Raw genomic sequence first — 24163 nt, 5'->3', positions numbered from 1 at the left:
AATAGAAGATCAGCCCCTATAAACTATAGGGCGATTCCGTGCCGAATTGAAACGTTTTAATCTTCTCATATTAGGAATATTTTTCATTCTTGACCATTTTCCTCCAGTCATAGTGACGGGTGAAATCGACCCACCGGGTCCGATGATCGGCGTCGTTGGCTTTGCGCCCCTGCCATAACACTGAAATCCCGGCGATCTTTATCAACTGTTAACCATAAAAAACCTATTGTTAAAGCGATGTTAAAACTTGCGTCGCCTGTCTGGTCCCTGGTTTCTTCACGTCATTTCATCGGCCTGTCACTCATCGGGCCTGAGGAGATGTCTTGGTGGCCCTTCGATCCGGCATCGGCCAAACTCGCCGGGTGAAAAGGAATGAACGTGAAGGGCACCGCCACACGTCTGCCGACGTCGCGGAAAGCAGCAACCCTGCTGCTCGCCTGCACGATTTTTTACCCGCAGGGAAACACCTTCGCGCAGACTGCAACGACAGCCATACCCGTCTTGCCGGGCAGCGCTTCTGCCGTCGACGGAACAGCTTCACCCACGCCGGCGACGGACAATGGGGTGAGCACTGGCACTGGCACTGTCCCGGCCACAGCTACGCCCACGCCCGCACCGCAACTCTGGCGTCCGTCCAACAATCCCGGCGATCCGATATACGAACAGCAGGACGAAGCGGGCCAACCCTATGCCGAGGCCGAAAATCCCTATGAGCCGACGATGGACGGTGGCGAAAATCCACGGATAGCGACCGAACCCGGCCAGACGCCCGGCATCCGGCTCGGCACATTCCTGCTGCGGCCTTCGATCAGCCAGACGATCAATACGGAAAAGCAGACGAATACCGGCGGTCCTTCCAGACGCAATTATCTGACGACGGGCATACGTGGTACGCTCACCAGCGACTGGTCCCGTCACGCCTTGACGGTGACGGGCGATGGCGCCTGGGAGAGAAATTTCGGCAGCGACAAGGACGGCGAAGAGCCCCGGGCAAAGATAGAGGCCGATCTGCGCCTTGATCTCGGCGAAGAAACGACGGCCAATCTCAAGGCCGGTTATGAATTCAGCCGCGAAGACACGACGGACCCCAATGCTCTCACCGGCGCTGCCGTGCAGGGCGGCGAACACCGCTTCACCACCAGCGCATCGATAGAGCGGGATTTCGGCAAGCTGCGCGGCCTGGCGGCGCTCGATCTCTCGCGCACGGTCTATACGGATGCGAAAGGCGTCGACGGCCGGCCGATCAGCCTCAGCGACCGCGATCAGAACGGCGCGAACCTGCGTGGACGCATCGGTTATGAATTGTCGCCGGCGCTCATCCCCTTCCTCGAATTGAATGCCGGGACGACCAAATATGACAGGCGTCTCGACAATTCGGGCTATGCCCGCTCCTCCAATGCCTATGGGGCGAAGGTCGGCGCGGAAGTCGATCTTGGCGAGAAGACCCGTGGCGAGGCCGCCATCGGCTATCTGCGCAAGCAATATGACGACGATCGCCTCGCCTCGATCGGCGCCTTGACGCTGGATGGCGAACTCAACTGGTCACCCCAGCGCGGCACGAATGTCAATCTCGGCCTGCGCACGACGATAGAGGACTTTGCCGGCGGACCGCAGGGTGGCTGGGTTTCCTATCGGCTGGATGCCGGCCTGACCCACGAATTGCGCAGCAACCTCGTTGCCCGCCTGACGGGGCAGATCGTACATCGCACATTCCCCTCTTCCGACACGGAAAATGCCGTGGAATATACCGCAGGCGCCGGCCTGACCTGGGGGCTCAACCGCTATCTCGACCTGACGGCGGATGTCAGTTACCAGTGGACGCCGGTTTATGACAGCAGCGAGCTGCGCGTCGGCGCAGGACTTGTCCTCAAGCGATAGGCTTCGGCCAAAAAGAAATCCCGGCGCTGAGGCCGGGATCCCGTTGTTGTTCTGGTGAATTACTTCAACCCGTCGATCAGAGCCTTGATCGGCTCTTCGATCGCAGGGCGAATATCGCCACGCTCCAGCGCGAAAGCGACGTTGGCAAGGATGAAACCATCCTTGGCACCGCAATCGAAGGTCTGGCCACGGAAATGATAGCCGGAGAATTCCTGCGACTTCGCGAGCGTCAGCATGCCGTCCGTCAGCTGGATTTCGTTGCCGGCACCGCGCTCCTGATTTTCGAGAATGTCGAAAATCTCGGGCTGAAGAATATAACGGCCGTTGATGTAGAAATTCGACGGCGCCGTACCCTTGGCAGGCTTTTCGACCATTTCGGTGATCTTGAAACCTTCGCCCACGGCATCACCCACGCCGACGATACCGTATTTATGCGTCTGGTCGGGAGCGCATTCCTGCACCGCGATGACGTTGCCCTGGGTCTGGTCGTAAAGTTCGACCATGCCCTTGAGGCAGCTTTTCTGCGAATGCATGATCATATCGGGCAAGAGCACGGCGAAAGGCTCGTCGCCGACGATATCACGGGCGCACCAGACCGCATGGCCAAGACCGAGCGGCACCTGCTGGCGCGTGAAGCTCGCGGTGCCCGCCTTGGGCAGAAGGCCGGCCAGCAATGTCAGCTCGGCATTCTTGTTGCGCTCGCGCAGCATCTGTTCAAGTTCAAATTGAATATCAAAATAATCTTCGATCACCGCCTTGCCGCGGCCGGTGACAAATACAAAATGCTCAATGCCCGCTTCCGCCGCCTCATCGACGACGTATTGAATGACCGGCTTGTCGACGACGGTGAGCATTTCTTTCGGAACCGCCTTGGTTGCGGGCAGGAAACGCGTGCCGAGACCTGCGACCGGAAATACGGCCTTCCGAATTTTCTTCTGTTCTACCACATATCCCTCCTGAGAGATAAAACTTGATCACAATCCCCGCACGCTGTTGTTATTTCAAAAATAACAACGTTTTGTAAAGGGTGACGCTACCATCTATTAATGGTAAAGAATTTGTTGACGTTCTTTTGTTATCCATGATGACGCCCGATGCGTTTTCGCAATCGAAATGACATTCGAGAGAACGAAAGACAGACGATGACAAAGATGATCCTTTCAGATGTCCGCAAATTCGGCTGCATGGTGGTTGCAGGCCTGGCAATCTCGCTGGCGCCCGTTTCGGCCCGCGCCGATCAGGGATTCCGTCAGTGGATCAACCAGTTCTATGCAACAGCTGCGAAAGAAGGCATTAGCAAGGCGACCTATCAGAAGGCCTTTGCCGGTGTCAGCGAGCCGGATCCGGATGCGCTGCGCAAGGCCACCTTCCAGCCGGAATTCACCACGCAAATCTGGGATTATCTCGATTCCCGCGTCAATCCTTACACGGTGCGGATCGGCCGCGAGATGAAGATGAAGCACGCGACGACCCTCAACTGGATCGAGCGTAACTTTAACGTCGACAAGCACATCATTCTCGCCATCTGGTCGATGGAATCGAATTACGGCGCGGTTCTCGAAAAACCCGAGCGTCTGCACAACATCCCGCAGGCGCTGGCAACGCTCGCCTATTCCGATCCCAAACGCGCCAAATTCGCGCGCACGCAATTGATCGCCGCTCTGAAGATTCTCCAGGCGGGCGATGTCACGCCGAAACAGCTGACAGGTTCCTGGGCGGGCGCGATGGGTCATACCCAGTTCATTCCCACCAGCTACCTGCTTTATGCGGTGGATGCGGATGGCAACGGCAAGCGCGACATCTGGCACTCCGTTCCGGACGCGCTGGCAACCGCGGCCAATCTTCTTTCCAAGAACGGCTGGGAGCCCGGCCGGACCTGGGGTTATGAAACCGCCGTTCCGCGTGGTGGCGCCCGTTATGAAGGGCAGACGAAGACCATTGCGGAATGGACGAAGCTCGGCTTCGCCCGCCCGAACGGCAAGAACTTCACGCGCGGCTCCGATCGCGCCATGCTGAAATTGCAGGGCGGAGCAAACGGCCCCGGCTTCCTGATGATGAAGAACTTCTTCACCATCAAGAAATACAACGCCTCCGACAGCTATGCGCTCGCCGTCGGCCTGCTTGCGGATGAGATCGCCGGTTATGGCGGCATGCAGCAGAAATGGCCGCGCCCCGATGGGACGCTGGACATTCGTGAAAAATTCGAGCTGCAGACCCGCATGAAGGAACTCGGCTATTATGACGGCGAGGTCGATGGGAACTTCGGCTCCGGGTCGAAAGCCGCCATCAGCGCCATCCAGTCGCGCATGGGTATGGAAACCGACGGCCAACCGTCGCAGCGGTTGCTGAGAGCCCTGCGCAATTGATAATGTGCCGGTGAATTCGGCGGCGGCGTGAACGCCGCCGATGCATCCGGAAAGGTTGATGTCATGAGTAGGAAACCTGCGGCAAAGAACGGAAGAACCGGCTGGCGTTTCTGCGCCGTCCTTCTTTCCGCTGTCCTTGCCGTGCCGCTCGTTCCTTCCGAAAGCTTCGCCCAGGAGCAACGGCGCACCCTGTTTGAAATGCTCTTCGGCAGACCGGTGGGCCGCGATGGCGGATCCGGGCGCGAATACCAGCCCCGCAACCGCCGCGACTTTCCGTCTGCTCCGCGCGAAAGATCGGTCACCCGCCCACAACCCGCCAGAAAAGCGCCCTCGGTGGTGCAGATGCGGACCGCAAAGCCGGAGCCGGCCGCCAAGCTTGAAAATGCGCGACGCGTTCTGGTCATCGGCGATTTTCTCGCCGGCGGCATGGGTGAAGAACTGGTCAATGCCTTCGCCAGTTCGCCTGCAATCGCTGTCGATGTGCGTGCCAATGGTTCTTCCGGCCTCGTCCGTACCGATTATTACGACTGGTTCACCAACCTGCCGCAATTCATCAGCGAGACCAAACCGGCCACCATCGTCATCATGATGGGATCGAACGATCGCCAGCAGATGCAGATCGGCGATATCAGGGAAAAATTCGGCACGGAGGTCTGGTTCAGGGAATATGAGCGGCGGATCGACGAGCTTCTGGCCCTTGCCGGGCGCCAAAAGGTGCCGCTGCTGTGGGTTGGCCTGCCTGCCTTCCAGTCGCCGTCGCTTTCGGCCGATCTCGTCGGTTTCAACCGGCTTTATCGCAGCCATGTCGAGAAATATGGCGGCGAATTCGTGGACGTCTGGGACGGTTTCGTCGATGAGGCGGGAAAATTCGTCATTACCGGCTACGACATGAACGGCCAGCAGGCGCGCCTGCGCGAGGCCGATGGCATCGGCATGACCCAGGCCGGCAAACGCAAGCTTGCATTTTACGTCGAAAAATTCGTGCGCAGGCACCTCGATAGCGCGGGGCCGGACCTCGTGAAACTGGACGGCAGCAATCTGCCGGCGCTTACCTCCCTGCCCGCACTCGGCATCGATGCCGGGCAGGTGCGTACCCAGCCTATCAGCCTCACCGATCCCAATCTCGATGGCGGCGACAAGCTGCTGGGCGATGCCCCTTTGACCGCCGGACCGACACGCGTATCCGTGGTGGAATCGCCGCGCGAAAGGTTGACCAAGCGGGGCGAGATGGCCGATGCACCGGCAGGCCGCATCGATGACTATCGTGTGGCGCCCGATACCACACAGGCAAAACAATAAGCGCTTTCGCAGCGGCCTGACCGCCCCGCAGCGGGCGTAATGTTTAGGCAATCCGCACATGACAGGATAGGTACAGCTTTGCAGGAATGCGGGGGTTGGCCATCCACCATCCCCGATCCCCTTTTTGCATGGCGACATCTATTTGACGGCGACGCCTCGCTTGTTCGTAGCGTCAGCGGCGCCGTCGGTTTTTTGCCTTTCGCCGCGCCCCTTTCCGGAAGGTACGCCGGACAATACCGAGATGAATTCATGCGCCTGCTGCTTGTTGAAGACGAACGCGAAATGGCAGCAGCCCTGTCCGCCGCGCTCCACCGGTTCGATATTATCGTGGATACGGTCGGCACGCTCGATCTTGCCCGTCACGCCATCATGGACGGCGTCCACGATCTTGTCGTGCTTGACCGGCAATTGCCCGACGGTGACGGCATCCAGCTTATCGAAGATTTGCGACTCCTGCCCGTCACCCCGCCCGTCATCGTGCTGACGGCGCAGGGCGCGCTTGTGGATCGGGTGAATGGTCTGAACCTCGGTGCGGACGATTATCTGGCCAAGCCATTCGCGGTCGAGGAACTGCTTGCGCGCATCCGCGCCCTGATGCGCCGGCCGGCCGGCGCCGTGACGATGACGGCAAAACTGGGCAGGCTGGAATTCTGCTTCGAAACCCGCGAAGTGCGCATCAAAGGCGAATTCCTTCCGCTGACCAGACGCGAACTGCTGATCCTCGAAGCCCTGTTGCGGCGACAGGGCAGAACGGTGCTGCGCTCATTGCTTGAGGAAGCCGTTTATAATTTCGACGATGAGATCCAGTCCAATGCACTCGATTCCCATATTTCCCGCTTGCGCCGGAAATTGGCGGCCGCGGATGCGGGCCTTGAGGTCCACGGCATTCGCGGCGTCGGCTACCTGCTGAGGGCAACCTCGTGAAGCTGGCCAGAAGAAAATCGCTCAAGCGCCGGCTCACCATTCAACTCCTGCTGTTCCAGATCGGCAGCCTGTTCTTCGTCACTGCCGCCATTGTCACCTATATGTCGAGCGGCGGCGCAGGCAGCGCGCTGCTCAGCCCGGAGGCGGCCCAGATAACCGCCAACGCGATCATACGGAATGAGGACAATCGGCTGGTTCTCAAAGAAACGCCCGAATTCATCAACCTGCGCAGCAATACCTCCGATTTCTGGTTCGTCGCGGTCAGCGAAAAAGGTGAGATCGTGCAGGGCGGACAGGTGCCCGAGGCATTCAGCAACATGGATCAGCAGCTGAGCGACATCAGGGTCTCCGACGTGCGCGACGCGGCGCTGTCCTATTCCTACCTCGCCGTGGTGCGCATCGCCGTCGTTCGCCGCGCTTCGGGGCCGGCGGGAGAATTCGTCATGATCGGCAAAGGCGGGCCGTTCAGCATGACCTTCCCCGTTTTGTTGTTCTCGAACATATTGATCATGCCTGTCCTCATTCTCATGTCCATCGTGACGGTCGTGACCATCCCCTGGATCATCCGCCGGGAATTTCGCGCCCTTTCCACCATTGCCCGCACGGCGGAAACCATCGATATCGACAGACGTGGATACCGATTGCCGGATGGCGATATTCCACGGGAGGTGCAGCCGCTCGTGCATGCCGTCAACGGCGCGTTGAAGCGGCTGGACGATGGCTACGAACGGCACAAGCGCTTCATTCTCGATGCCGCCCATGAATTACGCACCCCCGTCGCCATTCTCCAGACCCGGGTGGAAACGCTGCTGGACGGCCCGGCCCGCAGCAGAATATTGGCGGATGCCAGCCGTATCGCCGTGCTGGCCGAACAATTGCTAGATTTGCAGCGCCTTGGCGGGCAGAAGGCCCCTCTGGTTCCCCTTGATCTTGTCACCCTGTGCAGATCGGTCGTCGCCGATATGGCCCCGCTCGCCATATCACAGGGATATGCGCTGTCCTTCGAACCGGAGGAAGAGCCTATCCTCGCCCTTGCCGACGACGCTTCGTTGCAGCGCGCCCTGATGAACATCGTGCAAAACGCCATCGAACATGGCGGCAATCGCGGCACGATCACGATAAGGGTCGCGGCAAACCGGGTGATCGAGATAGCCGACGAAGGCAATGGTATTCCCGAAGAGGACCGGGAGCTGGTTTTCGATGCCTTCCACCGCCTGCGGCCGAAAGATCGCGGCACCGGGCTTGGGCTCAACCTCGTGCAGGAAATCGTCCGCTATCACGGCGGGGAGATTACCATCAGCGATGCATCCACCGGTGGCGCCTGCTTCCGTATCACCCTTCCCTATTGCTGAAGAAGAAGCCGTCATTTTCGCAACCAAAAGAAAAGGCCTGTTGCATCTGCAACAGGCCTTTTCAGTTCGTATTACCGTCGGTGCTTAGCGCGGAAGAACGGTCGCACCCATCAGCGCTTCATCGATCGCACGCGCCGCCTGGCGGCCTTCGCGGATCGCCCAGACCACCAGCGACTGGCCACGGCGCACGTCGCCCGCCGCCCACAGCTTGTCGACCGAGGTTTTGTAGTCCGTTTCGTTGGCGATCACATTGGTGGAGCCACGACGGTCAGTGTTGAGCGTCAGCTTGCCGTCCATTTCCTTCAGCACGCTGTCCGTGAAGGGACCGGAAAAGCCGATGGCAATGAAGGCGAGATCGGCCTTGATGATGAATTCCGTGCCGGCAATCGGCTTGCGGCGGTCATCCACCTGGCAGCACTTCACGCCGGTCAACACGCCGTCTTCGCCGACGAATTCGAGCGTTGCCACCTGGAACTCGCGGATGGCGCCTTCGGCCTGCGACGACGAGGTGCGCATCTTGGTCGCCCAGAAGGGCCAGACCGCCAGCTTATCTTCCTTTTCCGGCGGCATCGGGCGGATGTCGAGCTGCGTGACCTTCACCGCACCCTGACGGAAAGCCGTGCCAACGCAGTCGGATGCGGTATCGCCACCACCAACAACGACGACATGCTTGCCGCCGGCAAGAATCGGATCGGCCGGCCAGCCGACGCTATCGATATTTTCGCGACCGACGCGGCGGTTCTGCTGCACGAGGTAAGGCATGGCATCGTAAACGCCATGCAGATCGGCGCCGCCGATACCGGCCGGGCGCGGGGTTTCCGAACCGCCGCAATAAAGCACGGCATCGTGGTCGGCCAGAAGCGCCTCAACCGTTACATCGACGCCGACATTGACGCCGCAATGGAAGGTGACGCCTTCACCCTTGATCTGTTCGACACGGCGGTCGATGAAGTTCTTCTCCATCTTGAAGTCCGGGATGCCGTAACGCAGCAGGCCGCCGGGCTTGGATTCGCGCTCATAGACATGAACTTCGTGGCCGGCGCGGCCGAGCTGCTGCGCCGCCGCCATGCCCGAAGGACCGGAACCGATGATGGCGACTCGTCTGCCGGTGTGGATCGTCGCCGGCTTCGGCACGATGAAGCCCAGCTCATAGGCCTTGTCGGCGATGGCCTGCTCGACGGTCTTGATCGCGACCGGCGCGTCCTCGAGGTTCAGCGTACACGCCTCCTCACAAGGCGCGGGACAGACGCGGCCGGTAAATTCCGGGAAGTTGTTGGTGGAATGGAGGTTGCGGATCGCCTCTTCCCAATTGTTGTTATAGACCAGATCGTTCCAGTCGGGGATCTGGTTGTGCACGGGACAGCCCGTCGGGCCATGACAGTAGGGAATGCCGCAATCCATGCAGCGCGCCGCCTGCTTCTGCACCTCGGCATCCGACATCGGAATGGTGAATTCGCGGAAATGGCGAATACGATCCGATGCGGGCTGATACTTGCCCACCTGCCGGTCGATCTCCAGAAAACCTGTAACCTTGCCCACGTTTATGTCCTCACATCAAAGTGGAGCGCCTGTCGGGCCCCAGTGCCAGTAAGCGAAACCAAAAGCCGCCCCCAGCACGATGAACTCAAATCCGGTCTCGCCGCTCGTTCAGGTGATCGCCGTGGGAACGGCGACCGCGATCATCAGCGAGACCAGTTGGTGTAGTATCCTCACGCGGCGGATTACTCCGCCGCCACGCCCATGCGCATGCGCTCCATTTCCTCAAGCGCACGACGGTATTCGACCGGCATGACCTTGCGGAACTTCGGACGGAACTCGCTCCAGCGGTCGAGTATATCCTTGGCGCGCGACGAGTTCGTGTAATGGAAGTGGTTGGAGATCAGCTGGTAGAGACGCTCCTCGTCGTGGCGCGTCATGTCCTCGGAAACGTCCACGCGTCCCTTGTGCATGAGGTCGCCGCCGTGATGGTGCAGCTTCTCCAGCATGTCGTCTTCTTCCGGAACCGGCTCCAGCTCGACCATGGCCATGTTGCAGCGAGTGGCGAAATCGCCCTTCTCGTCGAGAACATAGGCCACGCCGCCGGACATGCCGGCCGCGAAGTTGCGGCCCGTTTCACCGAGAACAACGACGATGCCGCCGGTCATGTATTCGCAACCGTGGTCGCCGACACCTTCGACAACCGCGACCGCGCCGGAGTTACGCACCGCGAAACGCTCGCCAGCCACGCCACGGAAATAGCACTCGCCGGTGATCGCGCCGTAAAGAACGGTATTGCCGACAATGATCGAGTTTTCCGCAACGATACGGGTATTTTCCGGCGGGCGCACGATGATGCGGCCACCCGAAAGGCCCTTGCCGACATAGTCGTTGCCGTCACCCACCAGATCGAAGGTGATGCCACGGGCGAGGAAAGCGCCGAAGGATTGGCCCGCCGTCCCCTTGAGGGTGACGTGGATCGTATCGTCCTTGAGGCCCTTGTGACCCCAGCGCTTGGCAAGCGCACCCGACAGCATGGCGCCGGCGGAACGGTCGACGTTCTTGATCGGCACTTCGAAGACCACGGGCTCGCGGTTTTCGAGCGACGGCAGGGACTTCTCGATCAGCTTGCGGTCGAGAATATCGTCGATCGGGTGCTTCTGGCGCTCGGTCCAGAAGGTTGCTTCCTTCGGAGCTTCGACCTTGTGGAAGATGCGGTTGAAATCCAGCCCCTTGGCCTTCCAGTGCGCCAGCATCTCGTCCTTCTCGAGCAGCTCGGAAGCGCCGATGATCTCGTCCAGCCTGGTAACGCCAAGCGAAGCGAGGATTTCGCGCACTTCTTCGGCCACGAAGAAGAAGTAGTTGATGACGTGTTCCGGCGTGCCCTTGAAGCGCTTGCGCAGAACCGGGTCCTGCGTCGCGACGCCGACCGGGCAGGTGTTGAGATGGCACTTGCGCATCATGATGCAGCCGGCCGCGATCAGCGGCGCGGTGGCAAAGCCGAATTCATCCGCACCGAGCAGCGCGCCGATGATGACGTCGCGGCCGGTCTTCAGACCGCCATCTACCTGCAGGGCAACGCGCGAGCGAAGACCATTCAGCACCAGCGTCTGCTGGGTTTCGGCAAGACCGATTTCCCATGGGGAACCGGCGTGCTTCAGCGAGGTAAGCGGCGAAGCGCCCGTGCCGCCATCGAAACCGGCAACGGTGATATGGTCGGCGCGCGCCTTGGCGACACCGGCCGCAACCGTGCCGACGCCGACTTCCGACACCAGCTTCACCGAAACATCGGCTTCCGGGTTGACGTTCTTCAGGTCGTAGATCAGCTGCGCCAGATCTTCGATGGAGTAGATATCGTGATGCGGCGGCGGCGAGATGAGGCCGACGCCCGGCGTCGAATGACGCGTCTTGGCAACCGTCGCATCCACCTTGTGGCCGGGCAGCTGGCCGCCTTCGCCGGGCTTGGCACCCTGCGCCACCTTGATCTGCAGCATATCGGCATTGACGAGATATTCGGTCGTTACACCGAAACGTCCGGAAGCGATCTGCTTGATGGCCGAGCGTTCCGGGTTCGGCTTGCCGTTCAACAGCGGCATGTAACGGTCGGATTCTTCGCCGCCCTCACCCGTGTTGGACTTGCCGCCGATACGGTTCATGGCAATCGCAAGCGTGGTATGCGCCTCGCGGCTGATCGAGCCGAAGGACATGGCGCCAGTCGAGAACCGCTTGACGATATCAGCCGCCGGCTCGACATCGTCGATGGAAACCGGCTTGCGGCCGAGCGCTTCCGCCGACTTGACCTTGAACAGGCCGCGAATGGTGTTCATGCGCAGCGCCGTCTCGTTCACCATGCCGGCGAATTCGCGGTAGCGATCCTGGCTGTTGCCGCGCACGGCGTGTTGCAGCGAGGCAACGGCGTCCGGCGTCCAGGCATGGCTTTCGCCGCGCATGCGATAGGCGTATTCGCCGCCGATATCGAGCGTGTTGGCAAGGATCGGATCCTTGCCGAAGGCAGCCGTGTGGCGCGTTACGGTTTCTTCGGCAATCTCAGTCAGGCCGACGCCTTCGATGGAGGTGGCGGTGCCGAAGAAATACTTCTCGACGAATTCCGAGGAAAGGCCGATGGCGTCGAAGATCTGCGCGCCGCAATAGGACTGGTAGGTGGAAATGCCCATCTTGGACATGACCTTGAGGATGCCCTTACCCACCGCCTTGATGTAGCGATAGACCACTTCATCGTCGGAGACTTCCTTCGGGAAGGCGCCGTGCTTGTGCATGTCGAGCAGCGTATCGAAGGCGAGATAGGGGTTGATCGCTTCGGCACCATAACCGGCCAGCAGACAGAAATGGTGGATTTCGCGCGGCTCACCGGTTTCCACGACGAGGCCGACCGAGGTGCGCAGACCCTTGCGGATCAGGTGGTGGTGCACGGCGGCCGTTGCCAGCAGGGCGGGGATCGCAATGCGGTCCGGGCCGAGCTGGCGGTCGGAAAGAACGATGATGTTGTAACCGCCGCGAACGGCCGATTCCGCACGCTCGCACAGGCGGTCGAGCATTTCAGGCATGCCTTCGGCACCGCGCTCCACATCATAGGTAAAGTCGAGCGTCTTGGTGTCGAAACGGTCTTCCGTGTGGCCGATGGAGCGGATCTTTTCCAGATCGCCATTGGTCAGGATCGGCTGGCGCACTTCCAGACGCTTGGCGCGGGCGGCACCTTCATGATCAAGAATGTTCGGGCGGGGACCGATGAAGGACACGAGGCTCATGACAAGCTCTTCGCGGATCGGATCGATCGGCGGGTTGGTGACCTGCGCGAAGTTCTGCTTGAAATAGGTGTAAAGCAGCTTCGACTTTTCCGACATGGCCGAGATCGGCGTATCGGTCCCCATCGAGCCGATGGCTTCCTGACCGGTGGTCGCCATCGGCGACATCAGCAGCTTCGTATCTTCGCTGGTGTAACCGAAGGCCTGCTGGCGGTCGAGCAGCGACACGTCGCGGCGCAGCGCGCGCGGTTCTACCGGCTTCAGCTCTTCTAGGATGAGCTGCGTGCGGTCGAGCCAGGTGCGGTAAGGGTGCTTGGCGGCAAGCTCGTGCTTCACTTCCTCGTCGGAAACGATGGAACCCTTTTCCATGTCGATCAGCAGCATCTTGCCGGGTTGCAAGCGCCACTTCTTGACGATGCGCTCTTCCGGCACCGGCAGCGTGCCTGCTTCCGACGCCATGATGATGCGGTCGTCATCGGTGACGAGGTAACGCGCCGGGCGCAGGCCGTTGCGGTCGAGCGTCGCGCCGATCTGCTTGCCATCGGTGAAGGCGACGGCGGCCGGGCCGTCCCACGGCTCCATCAGCGCTGCGTGATATTCGTAGAATGCCTTGCGTTCGGCCGACATGGACTGGTTGCCGGCCCAGGCCTCCGGGATCAGCATCATCACGGCATGGGCCATGGAGTAGCCGCCGCGCACGAGGAATTCGAGCGCGTTGTCGAAACAGGCCGTGTCCGACTGGCCCTCATAGGAGATCGGCCAGAGCTTGGAGATATCGTCGCCGAACAGCACGGAGGAAACCGACGCCTGACGCGCCGCCATCCAGTTGACGTTGCCGCGCAGCGTGTTGATTTCGCCGTTATGGGCGACCATGCGGTAGGGGTGCGCCAGCTTCCAGGACGGGAAAGTGTTGGTCGAAAAACGCTGATGCACCAGCGCAACCGCGGATTCGAAGCGCGGATCGGCAAGATCCTTGTAATAGGCGCCCACCTGATAGGCGAGGAACATGCCCTTGTAGACGATGGTCGAGGAGGAGAGTGAAACGGGATAGAAATCCTGCGTTTCCTTGCCGCCGCCCTCGTCATAGATGCGGTTGGAGAGCACCTTGCGGATCAGGAACAGCTTGCGCTCGAAATCGGCATTGCTTGCGGCATCGCGGCCGGCGCCGATGAAGACCTGCACGTGGTGCGGTTCGGTCGCTGCAATATCCGGAGCCTTGGAGAGCGAGGAATTATCGACCGGCACATCGCGGAAGCCGAGGAACTGCTGCCCCTCTTCGCCGATGACGTCAACGATGACCTTCTTGTAATGCTCGATGCGGGAAGGATCGCGCGGCATGAAGATGTGGCCGACGGCATATTCACCGGCCTTCGGCAGAGTGACGCCCTGCGCCGCCATTTCCTCGCGGAAGAAGCGGTCGGGGATCTGCACGAGAATGCCCGCACCATCGCCCATCAGAGGATCGGCGCCGACGGCACCGCGATGCGTCAGGTTTTCAAGGATGAACAGGCCGTCCTTGACGATCTGGTGCGACTTGGCGCCCTTCATATGGGCAACGAAGCCGACGCCGCATGCATCATGTTCATTGGCCGGATCGTAAAGACCCTGCCTTTCCGGCAAACCGCCCGCGAAACGCGCTTTCGCAGAAACGGGTGCGGCCGCAGCCGCGGTGGGACAGTCTGTGGTCAGGGTGGCGGCGGCGATTTCCGCCTGCGGCTTGTTCGTCATTTTTGTCCCTCCTGCAAAATTACTTGCATGGTTTCATGCGAAGATCCGGCTCGACACGAATTTTCGCTTCCCGCAAAATCCGCATTCAATCCGGCTCGACCAAATTTAGGACAGCAAAGCTGTCTCAATTCACGAGGATTTTGGCAGAAACAGGCGAATTTAGCAAGGGCGTGAATCCAATTAGTGAAAGCCCCATTTTGCAGCGAAGTTTCGATACTGACCTATTGCGCGAAACTTTCTTATCACAACACCCGGAGAGCCATTGCTTTCATTACCGGATTTGCCAATCGCAATCTTAGGTCATAGAACTTTGCCGTTCATCGCGCCACGCATTCCCAAACCAGAACCCCAGCCATCGGAAAGCCTTCAGAGATGTTTTTTGCTTCAGACAATTGGGCCGGCGCCCACCCTGCCGTCAACGAACGGCTTTCGCGGGAATCCACGCGCTTTGCCGCCGCTTACGGCACCAGCGAACTCGATCTCTCCATCGAAAAGCGCTTCAACGAGATTTTCGAGCGCGAGGTCGCGGTGTTTTTCGTCGCCACCGGCACGGCTGCCAATTCGCTTTCGCTAGCCAGCATCGCCCGCGCCGGCGGCCTGACCTTCTGTCATTCCGAAGCACATGTGATCGAGGACGAGTGCGGCGCGCCGGATTTCTTTTCCGGCATGCGCATGGTCGCCGTCGAGGGACCGAACGGCAAGATGTTGCCGGAGAACCTCATCGAGCGCATTGCGCGTTATCCGCAGGATGCCGTGCATCACGGTCGCGCCGCAGCTATCACCATGACGCAGGCGACCGAGGCCGGCACGGTCTACACGCTCGATGAAATCGACGCCATCGCCAAAATCGCCAAGGATAACGGCCTGCCGCTGCATATGGACGGCGCACGTTTTGCCAATGCGCTGGCCGCCCTCGGTACAACGCCCGCCGAAATGACCTGGAAACGCGGCGTCGACGTCTTGTCTTTCGGCGGCACGAAAAATGGCTGCTGGTGTGCGGAAGCCATCGTCTTCTTCGATCCCTCGCTCGCCCGGGATTTTTCCTTCCTGCGCAAGCGCACCGCCCAGCTTTTTTCCAAGTCGCGCTTCATCGCCGCGCAGTTCGAAGCCTATCTGCAGGACGATCTGTGGCTCGGTCTCGCCAGCCACGCCAATGCCATGGCCAACCGGCTGCGCGCCGGTTTCGCTTCGCTGAACAGCGCCCGCCTTGCATGGCCGACCCAGGCCAATGAAGTTTTCGCTATTCTGCCAAAGGCCGCCGCCGAAGCCGCCACGGCAAAGGGTGCGAAGTTCTATGACTGGCTGGAGCCGCGCGACATGCCGGAAAAGGTCGGCAAGGACGAAGTGCTGATCCGCATGGTCACCAGCTTTGCGACGACCGAGGCCGATGTGGACGAATTCCTGTCGATCTGCGCCGCCGTTTAAACTATCGGAGGGCGTCGCCTTGCGGCGCCCTCACACCTCCTGCAGCCGGTAGCCGACCCCGGTTTCCGTCAGAATATAGCGCGGCTGATCCGGGATTTTTTCGATCTTCTGGCGAAGCTGGCGGACGTAAACCCGCAAATATTGCACGTCGGTCAGTTCATCCCATACATGCTCCAGCAGGAAACGGTGCGTCAGCACCTTGCCGGCATGCTGCACCAGAACCCTGAGAATGTCGTATTCCTTGGGCGAGAGCTTCACCTCCCGGTCCTCCACCTTGACGATACGCCTGACCAGATCGACGGAAAGATCGCCGGTCTGGAACACCGGCCTCTCCCCCTGGCTTTGCAGACGATGGCGCAGGGCGACGCGGATGCGGGCGACGAGTTCGTTCATGCCGAAAGGCTTGGTGATATAGTCATCCGCCCCCAGTTCCAGGGCCCTGACGATACCCGCCTCATCCGTGCGGCTGGAGAGGATGATGACCGGCAGCGCCAGCCCTTCGCCGCGCCATTTCGCCAGAAGATCATGCCCCGACATATCCGGCAGGCCGAGATCGAGAACGACGAGATCGGGCTTGTCCTCACTGACCAGCTCCATGGCCACCTTCGCATTCATCGCCTCGCTCACCGTATATTCTTGGGTCGACAGCCCTACGCGCAAAAGCTTGCGGATCGGCGGTTCGTCGTCGACGATCAGAATACGAACGGCGGAATTGGTCATTCCCGATCTCCTTCAGCGGCATAGCTGCTTGTCGCCGGCAATCGCGCCTTAATCATGGTCTATCACCGGCGCATCGGCGGGAACCGGCAGACTGACGGTAAACTGCGCACCGGTACGGCCCGACCTGTTTTCCGCGCGGATCGAACCGCCCATGGCCTCGATAAACCCTTTGCAGATCGATAGCCCCAGGCCCGTTCCGGCCTGCACATGATCCGCCTTGCGTACCCGGTAGAAACTGTCAAACACCCGTTCCGTATCGTCGGGCGGAATACCCGGCCCCGCATCGGCCACGGAGAGGAAGATATTCTTGCCTTGCCGCCAGCCGCGAATCTCGATGGCTGTGTGTTCGGGAGCGTATTTGGCGGCATTGTCGATGAGATTGAACAGGACCTGTTCGAAAAGCACGGGGTCGACCTTCAGCATCGGCAGGTCGGAGGGAATATCCAGAACGATCTCATGCCTGACGACGATTTTCGCCGCGCGCGAAAGTGCGGTTCCAACCATATCGCCCACGAAATGCAGGCCGTAATTCGGCTCCATCGCGCCCGAACCGATCCGCGTCATATCAAGAAGGTTGGAGATGAAGCGGTTCAGCCGCTCAGATTCCTCGACGATCGTCGACAGCAGTTCGGCGCGGGCATCCGGCGGGATGTCCTCGCCGAAATCCTTCAGCGTTCCGGCCGAGCCCAGAATGGCCGCAAGCGGCGTTTTAAGGTCGTGGGAGATGGATGTCAGGAGTGCGGTGCGCAGCCGATCGGTTTCCGCCGCAAGCCTTGCCCGGTCGACATCCGAGACGAGTTGAATACGCTCGATGGCGAGCGCCGCCTGATCGGCCAAAGCATCGAACAGTCGCTGCTGTTCCGGCGTCAGAAGCGGACCGAGCCGGTCATCGTCCAGCCCCACCACGCCGACGGCGCCGCTGCCGGTGCGCAGGGGCAGATAAAGCCGTTTGGCGCCGGGAAGCGTATCCGCGCCCCTGCCCGCAGCCTTGTTATGTTCCCAGGCCCATTGCGCGGCGGCAATATCGGCGTCCACCAGCGTATCGTCCGGCGGATATCCCGCCTTGACCGTGATCGTATTGTTTTCCGGTAGAAGCAGAACGATCCGAACCTTCAGCATCGAGGCCATCTGGAAAGCGGCCGCCCACAGCACATCGTCCAGCGTTCCCGTCACCGAAAGCTTCTTGGAGAACAGATATAAATCTTCCGTCGTTCGCGCCCTTGCCCGCGCGGCGGCGGCCTGCCGTTGTACGGCTGCCGTGAGATTGGAGGCGACAAGCGCCACACCGAGATAAAACAGCAGCGCCACGACACTTTCCGGATCGCGAACGGTCAGGGTGTAACGCGGCTCAAGGAAGAAAAAATTGAATGCAAAAGCGCCGAGCAGGGAAGCATAAAGCGCTGGCCCCAGCCCGCCGCGCACGGCGGCGGCCAGAACCGCCATCAGGAACACCAGCGCCAGATTTCTGACATCGAGCGTCTGGTCGAGCACGATGCCGGCCACGATCGCCAAACCGACGAACAGGGTGCTGTTAAGATAAGGCCGTATGGAACGATGCGATTGCGCCGAGGCCGGCTTTGCGGCCTGGCCCAGCTTCTCTTCTTTTTTATCGCCGGAAATGACGTGAACGCTGATATCGCCCGCATGATCGATCAGATCATGCGTCAGCGAACGCTGAAAAATCCGCTGCCACCACGATTTTCGCGGGCGGCCGATGATGATGTGGGTGAAATTATTGGCGTTGGCGTAGGAGATGATCTCCCGCGTCAGATCGAGCGCCGGCAGGGTCACCGTCTCGCCGCCGAGCTGCTGCGCGAGCCGCATGGTGCCGGCCAGCCGGTCCTTCTCCACCTCCGACAATTGTTGCGAACGCGGCGTATCGAGATGCAGCGCCGTCCACGGTGCGCGCAGACGATCCGCCTGCCGGCGGGCATAACGCACCAGACCCGGGCCATTGCCGCCGTGGTCCAGGCAAACCAGAACCCGGTCTCCAGCGGCCCACGGGCCGGAAATCGCATGGGACTGCATGTGGTTGAGCAGTTGCTCGTCCACCCGTTGCGCGGTGCGCCGCAGCGCAAGTTCGCGTAGCGCCGTCAGATTGCCGCGCGAAAAATAATTCTCGATGGCGCGCCGGGCGGTGCGGGGCAGGTAAACCTTGCCATCCTGCAGACGCTTGATCAGATCGTCTGGCGTAATATCGATGATTTCGACATCGTCGGCCCGGTCGATAATGCTGTCGGGCACTGTTTCGCGAACGCGGATGCGGGTGATCTGCGCAACGACGTCGTTCAGGCTTTCGACATGCTGGATGTTCAGCGTCGTATAGACATCGATGCCCTGCGCGAGAATTTCCTGAACATCCATGTAGCGCTTGGGGTGGCGGCTGCCGGCGGCATTGGTGTGGGCCAGTTCATCGACCAGAACCAGAGCGGGACGACGGGCGAGAATGGCATCGAGATCCATCTCTTCCAGCACCTGACCGCGATAATCGATACGCCGGCGCGCGATGATCTCGAAACCCTGCACCAGCGTTTCGGTTTCCCGGCGGCCGTGGGTTTCCACGACGCCGATGACGGCATCCACCCCATCCGCCAGCTTCGCCCGGCCGGACATCAGCATTTCATAGGTCTTGCCGACGCCCGGTGCCGCCCCTAAAAATATCTTCAGCCGGCCCCGCGCCTCGCGCCGGGCGTTTTCCAGCAGCGCATCGGGCGATGGTCGGCTCGGCATATCGCGATTGTCGTCAGGCATTTAACCCACCAGTGTCGAGGCTATGGCTTGCGAACAAGCCATAGCCATTTCAGTTCATGAGCCGGCTGCGTCAAGAGCCATGTTGAGCGCCAGCACATTCACGACCGGCTCTCCCATGAATCCGAGTTCCGGTCCTTCGACATGGCGCTCGACAATGGTACGCAGGGATGCCTCATCCATGCCCCTTGCTTTGGCGACACGGGGAACCTGAAAATAAGCGGCCTCCGGCGAAACATGCGGATCAAGGCCGCTGCCCGAGGCCGTCACCAGATCGGCCGGAACCTCGGCCGCCGGATTTTCGGCTTTTGCGGCCTCGTAGTCCTGTTTCACCCGGTCGATGAGCTTGGCGCTCGTCGGGCCGAGATTGGAGCCGGACGACGAAGCGGCATTGTAACCATCGCCGGCAGCCGATGGCCTGCCATGGAAATATTTCTCACCGGCAAAGGCCTGCCCGATCAATTGCGAACCCACAACCACACCACTATTTTCAATGAGGCTGCCATTGGCCTGAAAGGGGAAGATCGCCTGCGCGAGACCCGTCATGCCCAGAGGATAGGCAAGGCCGGTGATGGCGGTGGTGGCGAGGATGAGCACCAATGCGGGACGAAGCTGTTTGAACATTGTCTTTACTCCTCAGGCGAGACCGAGCGCCGTGACGGCGAGGTCGATGGCCTTGATGCCGATGAAGGGAACGATGATGCCGCCGAGGCCATAGATGACCAGATTGCGCGACAGCAGCGCACCCGCGCCGATCGGACGATATTTGACGCCCTTCAGCGACAGGGGAATGAGCGCGATGATGATGAGCGCGTTGAAGATGATGGCCGACAGGATGGCGCTCTGCGGTGTCGCAAGTCCCATCACATTCAGAACGCCGAGCTGCGGATAGAGCGCCAGGAACATTGCCGGGATAATGGCGAAATATTTGGCGATATCGTTGGCGATGGAGAACGTCGTCAGCGCGCCGCGCGTCATCAGCAATTGCTTGCCGATTTCGACGATCTCGATGAGCTTGGTCGGATCGCTGTCGAGATCGACCATATTGCCCGCCTCGCGTGCCGCCACCGTACCCGTGTTCATGGCAACGCCGACATCGGCCTGCGCCAGTGCCGGCGCGTCGTTGGTGCCATCGCCGCACATGGCGACGAGCTTACCCTTGGCCTGTTCCTCGCGGATAAGCTCCAGCTTGTTTTCCGGTGTCGCCTGGGCGAGGAAATCATCGACGCCGGCTTCCGCTGCTATTGCCGCGGCCGTCATGGGGTTGTCGCCGGTGATCATCACCGTGCGGATGCCCATGCGGCGAAGCTCTGCGAAACGCTCGCGAATGCCGCCCTTGACGATGTCCTTCAACTGCACGACGCCGAGCAGCTTTCCATCCCGCACGACGGCGAGCGGCGTGCCGCCGGTCTTGGCGATCTCTTCCGCAATTGTCCGGATGCCGCGTGCGGCGTCCGTTTCGGTTTTGACGGCAAGCGCCACATTGCCCTGTTGCGAAGCGCCGCCGTTAACATAGGCTAGAACGGCGTCGACTGCGCCTTTGCGAATGGAGGAACCTTCGAAATCGACACCGCTCATGCGGGTCTGGGCGGTGAATGGTACGAAATTCGCATGCAGCTTCTGCATGTCACGGGCGCGGATGCCGTATTTTTCCTTGGCGAGAACCACGATGGAACGGCCTTCCGGCGTTTCGTCGGCAAGGGATGCAAGCTGCGCCGCATCGGCCAGTTCCTGCTCGGAAACACCGGCAACGGGGCGAAACTCGGTCGCCTGCCGGTTACCGAGGGTGATGGTGCCGGTCTTGTCGAGCAGCAGCGTATCCACATCGCCGGCGGCCTCGACGGCGCGGCCGGACATGGCGAGCACGTTGAAACGCACCAGCCTGTCCATGCCGGCAATGCCGATAGCTGACAGAAGCGCGCCGATGGTGGTGGGGATGAGCGTCACGAACAGCGCCACCAGCACGATGATCGGGATGGAACCGCCAGCATAGGCCGCAAAGCTTGGAATGGTCGCGGTGGCCAGAACGAAGATCAGCGTCATGCCCGCGAGCAGAATGTTGAGCGCGATCTCATTCGGCGTTTTCTGGCGTTCAGCGCCTTCGACCAGCGAAATCATCCGGTCAAGGAAGGTGGAACCGGCGGCGGCGGTGATGCGAACCCTGATCCAGTCCGACAGCACCTGCGTGCCGCCGGTGACGGCAGAGCGATCACCGCCGGATTCACGGATGACGGGAGCAGATTCGCCTGTTATCGCCGCCTCGTTGACGGAGGCGACACCTTCGATGACCTCACCGTCGGAGGGGATGATATCGCCCGCCTCGACGAGAACGACATCGTTCACCTTCAGGCTGGTGCCCGCCACCATCTTATACTGGCTGCGATCATCGCCGGTGAGCAGTTTCGCCTGGGTTTCGGTGCGGGTCCGGCGCAGCGAATCCGCCTGCGCCTTGCCGCGCCCTTCGGCGACGGCTTCCGCGAAATTGGCGAACAATACGGTGAACCAGAGCCAGAGATTGATCTGGAAGGAAAAACCGAGATTGGCGCCGCCCATGATGAGATCGCGGATGAACAACACGGTCGTCAGCACCGACACCGTCGCGACCACGAACATGACCGGGTTGCGGGCAAGCGTGCGCGGATTGAGCTTTTTGAATGCGGCGGCAATCGCCGGCACGAGAATGCGAGAATCGAGGATGCTCGCTTGTTTGGACTGGCTCATGAAGAGGCTCCAGCGTTTGAAACGGGGCGACCGATGAAGGTCGATCAGCCCGTGATAACTTCGAGAGCGACAACGGCGGCGACGAGAGCCGCCATCATCGCGAGAATGACATTGGAAGCGCACCAGCCGCCGGGCGTGGCGCTCCCTTTGACGGGAGCGCCTTTGCGGGTGGAGACGATGCGGTTACTTCGGGACTTGTCGTTCATGGCGTCACCTCAGAAGAGCTGGCCTGCCGCCATCACCAGATGTTCGGCAACGGGGCCGAGCGCCAGTGCAGGCAGGAAGGTAAGGCCGCCGACGATCAGGATCGTGCCGACCAGCAGGCCGACGAAGAGCGGGCCATCCGTCGGGAAGGTGCCAGCCGAAGCCGGAACGGTCTTCTTGGTGACCAGCGAACCGGCAATGGCGAGTGCCGGAATGATCACCAGAAAACGTCCCATCAGCATGCCGAGACCAAGCGTGATGTTGTACCAGGTGGTGTTGCCGGTGAGGCCGCCGAAAGCGGAGCCGTTATTGGCGGCCGCCGAGGTATAGGCATAGAGGATTTCGGAGAAGCCGTGCGGCCCCGCCGTGCCGATCGATGCGACCGCCGAGGGCAGTACGGTAGCCGTTGCCGTGAAGACCAGCATGGCGAGCGGCAGGCAGAGAATGGCCAGAACCGCCATCTTCATTTCCTTGGCCTCGATCTTCTTGCCGAGATATTCCGGCGTGCGCCCGACCATCAGACCCGCCACGAAGATGGCGATGACGATGAAGAGCAGAATGCCGTAAAAACCCGCGCCGACGCCGCCGACGATAACTTCGCCCAGCTGCATGTTGATGAGTGGGATAAGACCGCCCAGCGCCGTGAAGCTGCCATGCATCGCGTTGACCGCGCCGCAGGATGCGGCGGTGGTGATGACCGCAAAGAGCGACGAAAGGGCCAGGCCGAAACGGACCTCCTTGCCCTCCATATTGCCGCCGGCAAGCCCGAAGCCGTGCATCAGCGGGTTTCCGGCCGCTTCCGCCCAATAGGTGACGGCGACGCCGGCGATGAACAGCACGCCCATGGCGGCGAGAATCGCCCAGCCCTGGCGCTGGTTGCCAACCATGCGGCCGAAGACGTTGGTAAAGGCTGCACCAATGGCGAAGATCGACACCATCTGGATCATGTTGGAAATGGCGTCGGGGTTCTCGAAGGGATGCGCCGAATTGGCGTTGAAGAAGCCGCCGCCATTGGTGCCCAGCATCTTGATCGCCAGCTGCGACGCGACGGGGCCGACGGCAATCGTCTGCTGCGCGCCTTCCAGCGTCTGCGCGTTCACGTAGGCGCCGAGCGTCTGCGGCACGCCGAGCCATACGTAAACGAGGGTCAGCACGATGCAGAGGGGTAAAAGCACGTAGAGGGTCGAGCGGACCATATCCACCCAGAAATTGCCGATCGCCTTGCCGGAAGCGCGGGAAAATGCGCGGATGAGGCCGATGGCGATGGCCATGCCTGTTGCGGCGGAGACGAAGTTCTGCACGGTGAGACCCGCCATCTGGGTCAGATAGGACAGGGTGCTTTCGCCGCCATAATTCTGCCAGTTGGTGTTGGTGACGAAGCTGACCGCCGTGTTGAAGGACAATTCCGGCCCCACGGCCGCCATTCCCTGCGGATTATAGGGCAGCACCGCCTGAAAGCGCATCAGGGCATAAAGCAGGGCAAAACCGAGCAGGTTGAAGAGAAGCATGGAGAAAGCATAGGTCGTCCAGTGCTGCTCCTCACGCTCGCTTGTCCCGGCAAGGGCATAAAGGCCGCGCTCGACCGGTGCGAGAACCGGTGACAGCAGGGTGCGCTCGCCATTAAAGACACGCGCCATATAGAAGCCGAGCGGCTTCACCAGCGCAAAAATGATCCCGCAAAACAGCAGAATCTGAAACCATCCATTGAGGGTCATGGTATTGAACTTTCAATAGCCGCCGCTTCCCGATCAGAAACGTTCGGGGCGAATGAGAGCATAGGTGAGATAGGCGGCGATAAAGACCGTGACGGCGCCGCTCAAGATATAGTCGAATGTCATCGCAGCCTCCGTCTAAAGCCGGTCGCAGGCGCGCGTATAGGCAAAGCAGAGGGCGAAAAACACCGTGGCTGCGCCGATCAGAACAATATCCATCATCGATGGGACTCCTTTTTATTCGAGGAGCCGGACAGGAAGAAAAGCGCCGTCATGTGGGACGTCGCTTTTCATTCTTTCTGGCTGAGAAGGGAACACCATCCCTTCACGCACAGAAGAATGCACCC

Annotated in this window: 16 protein-coding genes; 6 read left to right on the top strand and 10 right to left on the bottom strand. The window is 60.7% G+C overall.

The annotated features are described in order from the left end of the window. The first annotated feature begins 372 nt into the window (after positions 1-372). Positions 373-1878 carry a polysaccharide biosynthesis protein UppP gene (gene uppP / locus ACQZ5N_RS06445; protein WP_448732459.1) on the top strand — a complete coding sequence of 502 codons (1506 nt, stop codon included), beginning with the start codon at positions 373-375 and terminating at the stop codon, positions 1876-1878. A 59-nt stretch (positions 1879-1937) separates the two neighbouring features. Here uppP and galU read toward each other — a convergent pair whose 3' ends face one another. Further along, positions 1938-2825 carry a UTP--glucose-1-phosphate uridylyltransferase GalU gene (gene galU, locus ACQZ5N_RS06440; protein WP_003519549.1) on the bottom strand — a complete coding sequence of 296 codons (888 nt, stop codon included), beginning with the start codon at positions 2823-2825 and terminating at the stop codon, positions 1938-1940. 195 nt (positions 2826-3020) lie between these two features. On the opposite strand from galU, the gene ACQZ5N_RS06435 reads away from it, so the two are divergent. From ACQZ5N_RS06435 to ACQZ5N_RS06420, 4 genes are all read left to right on the top strand, one after another. Further along, a complete protein-coding gene (locus tag ACQZ5N_RS06435; protein WP_003519550.1) occupies positions 3021-4244 on the top strand; it encodes a lytic murein transglycosylase in 1224 nt (407 codons plus the stop codon). Positions 4245-4307: 63 nt separating this feature from the next. Next, on the top strand, positions 4308-5543 hold the full coding sequence (locus ACQZ5N_RS06430) for an SGNH/GDSL hydrolase family protein (protein ID WP_448732458.1): 1236 nt from the start codon (positions 4308-4310) through the stop codon (positions 5541-5543). 249 nt (positions 5544-5792) lie between these two features. Then, positions 5793-6467: a response regulator transcription factor gene (locus ACQZ5N_RS06425; RefSeq protein ID WP_003519552.1), complete on the top strand. Its 675-nt coding sequence runs from the start codon at positions 5793-5795 to the stop codon at positions 6465-6467. Continuing rightward, positions 6464-7819 (top strand): sensor histidine kinase, encoded by a 1356-nt coding sequence (locus ACQZ5N_RS06420; protein ID WP_080854235.1) that lies wholly within the window; start codon positions 6464-6466, stop codon positions 7817-7819. Before ACQZ5N_RS06425 ends, ACQZ5N_RS06420 begins: the two co-directional genes overlap by 4 nt. 84 nt (positions 7820-7903) lie before the next feature. On the opposite strand, the gene ACQZ5N_RS06415 is transcribed toward ACQZ5N_RS06420, so the two are convergent. Together ACQZ5N_RS06415 and gltB are read right to left on the bottom strand one after the other, a co-directional pair. Then, on the bottom strand, positions 7904-9358 hold the full coding sequence (locus tag ACQZ5N_RS06415; protein WP_127755537.1) for a glutamate synthase subunit beta: 1455 nt from the start codon (positions 9356-9358) through the stop codon (positions 7904-7906). 182 nt (positions 9359-9540) lie between these two features. Then, entirely contained in the window at positions 9541-14286 is a 4746-nt protein-coding gene (gltB, locus tag ACQZ5N_RS06410; protein ID WP_448732457.1) for a glutamate synthase large subunit, read from the bottom strand. Between the two features lie 372 nt (positions 14287-14658). Between gltB and ACQZ5N_RS06405 the strand changes: the two genes are divergently transcribed. Further along, a complete protein-coding gene (locus ACQZ5N_RS06405) occupies positions 14659-15711 on the top strand; it encodes a threonine aldolase family protein (protein WP_020809054.1) in 1053 nt (350 codons plus the stop codon). A gap of 30 nt (positions 15712-15741) precedes the next feature. On the opposite strand, the gene ACQZ5N_RS06400 is transcribed toward ACQZ5N_RS06405, so the two are convergent. Genes ACQZ5N_RS06400 through kdpF form a run of 7 tightly spaced genes read right to left on the bottom strand, consistent with a single transcriptional unit; the run spans position 15742 to position 23942 of the window. After that, positions 15742-16431, bottom strand: coding sequence for a response regulator transcription factor (locus ACQZ5N_RS06400; RefSeq protein ID WP_448732456.1), 690 nt, complete (start codon positions 16429-16431; stop codon positions 15742-15744). Positions 16432-16479: 48 nt separating this feature from the next. Then, complete coding sequence (locus ACQZ5N_RS06395; RefSeq protein ID WP_448732455.1) at positions 16480-19182, bottom strand: DUF4118 domain-containing protein; 2703 nt, start codon at positions 19180-19182, stop codon at positions 16480-16482. Positions 19183-19236: 54 nt separating this feature from the next. Further along, positions 19237-19803, bottom strand: coding sequence for a potassium-transporting ATPase subunit KdpC (gene kdpC, locus ACQZ5N_RS06390; RefSeq protein ID WP_448732454.1), 567 nt, complete (start codon positions 19801-19803; stop codon positions 19237-19239). Positions 19804-19815: 12 nt separating this feature from the next. Beyond that, a complete protein-coding gene (gene kdpB, locus ACQZ5N_RS06385; RefSeq protein WP_448732453.1) occupies positions 19816-21900 on the bottom strand; it encodes a potassium-transporting ATPase subunit KdpB in 2085 nt (694 codons plus the stop codon). A gap of 44 nt (positions 21901-21944) precedes the next feature. After that, positions 21945-22106 (bottom strand): hypothetical protein, encoded by a 162-nt coding sequence (locus ACQZ5N_RS06380; protein WP_448732452.1) that lies wholly within the window; start codon positions 22104-22106, stop codon positions 21945-21947. Positions 22107-22115: 9 nt separating this feature from the next. Beyond that, positions 22116-23819 carry a potassium-transporting ATPase subunit KdpA gene (kdpA, locus tag ACQZ5N_RS06375; RefSeq protein WP_448732451.1) on the bottom strand — a complete coding sequence of 568 codons (1704 nt, stop codon included), beginning with the start codon at positions 23817-23819 and terminating at the stop codon, positions 22116-22118. A gap of 33 nt (positions 23820-23852) precedes the next feature. Continuing rightward, a complete protein-coding gene (kdpF, locus tag ACQZ5N_RS06370; RefSeq protein WP_003506089.1) occupies positions 23853-23942 on the bottom strand; it encodes a K(+)-transporting ATPase subunit F in 90 nt (29 codons plus the stop codon). Between the last annotated feature and the right edge of the window lie 221 nt (positions 23943-24163).

This window comes from Agrobacterium sp. 22-221-1 (assembly GCF_053522445.1).
Note: the sequence above shows the minus strand (reverse complement) of the source record. Positions and strands in the feature narration are given on the sequence as shown.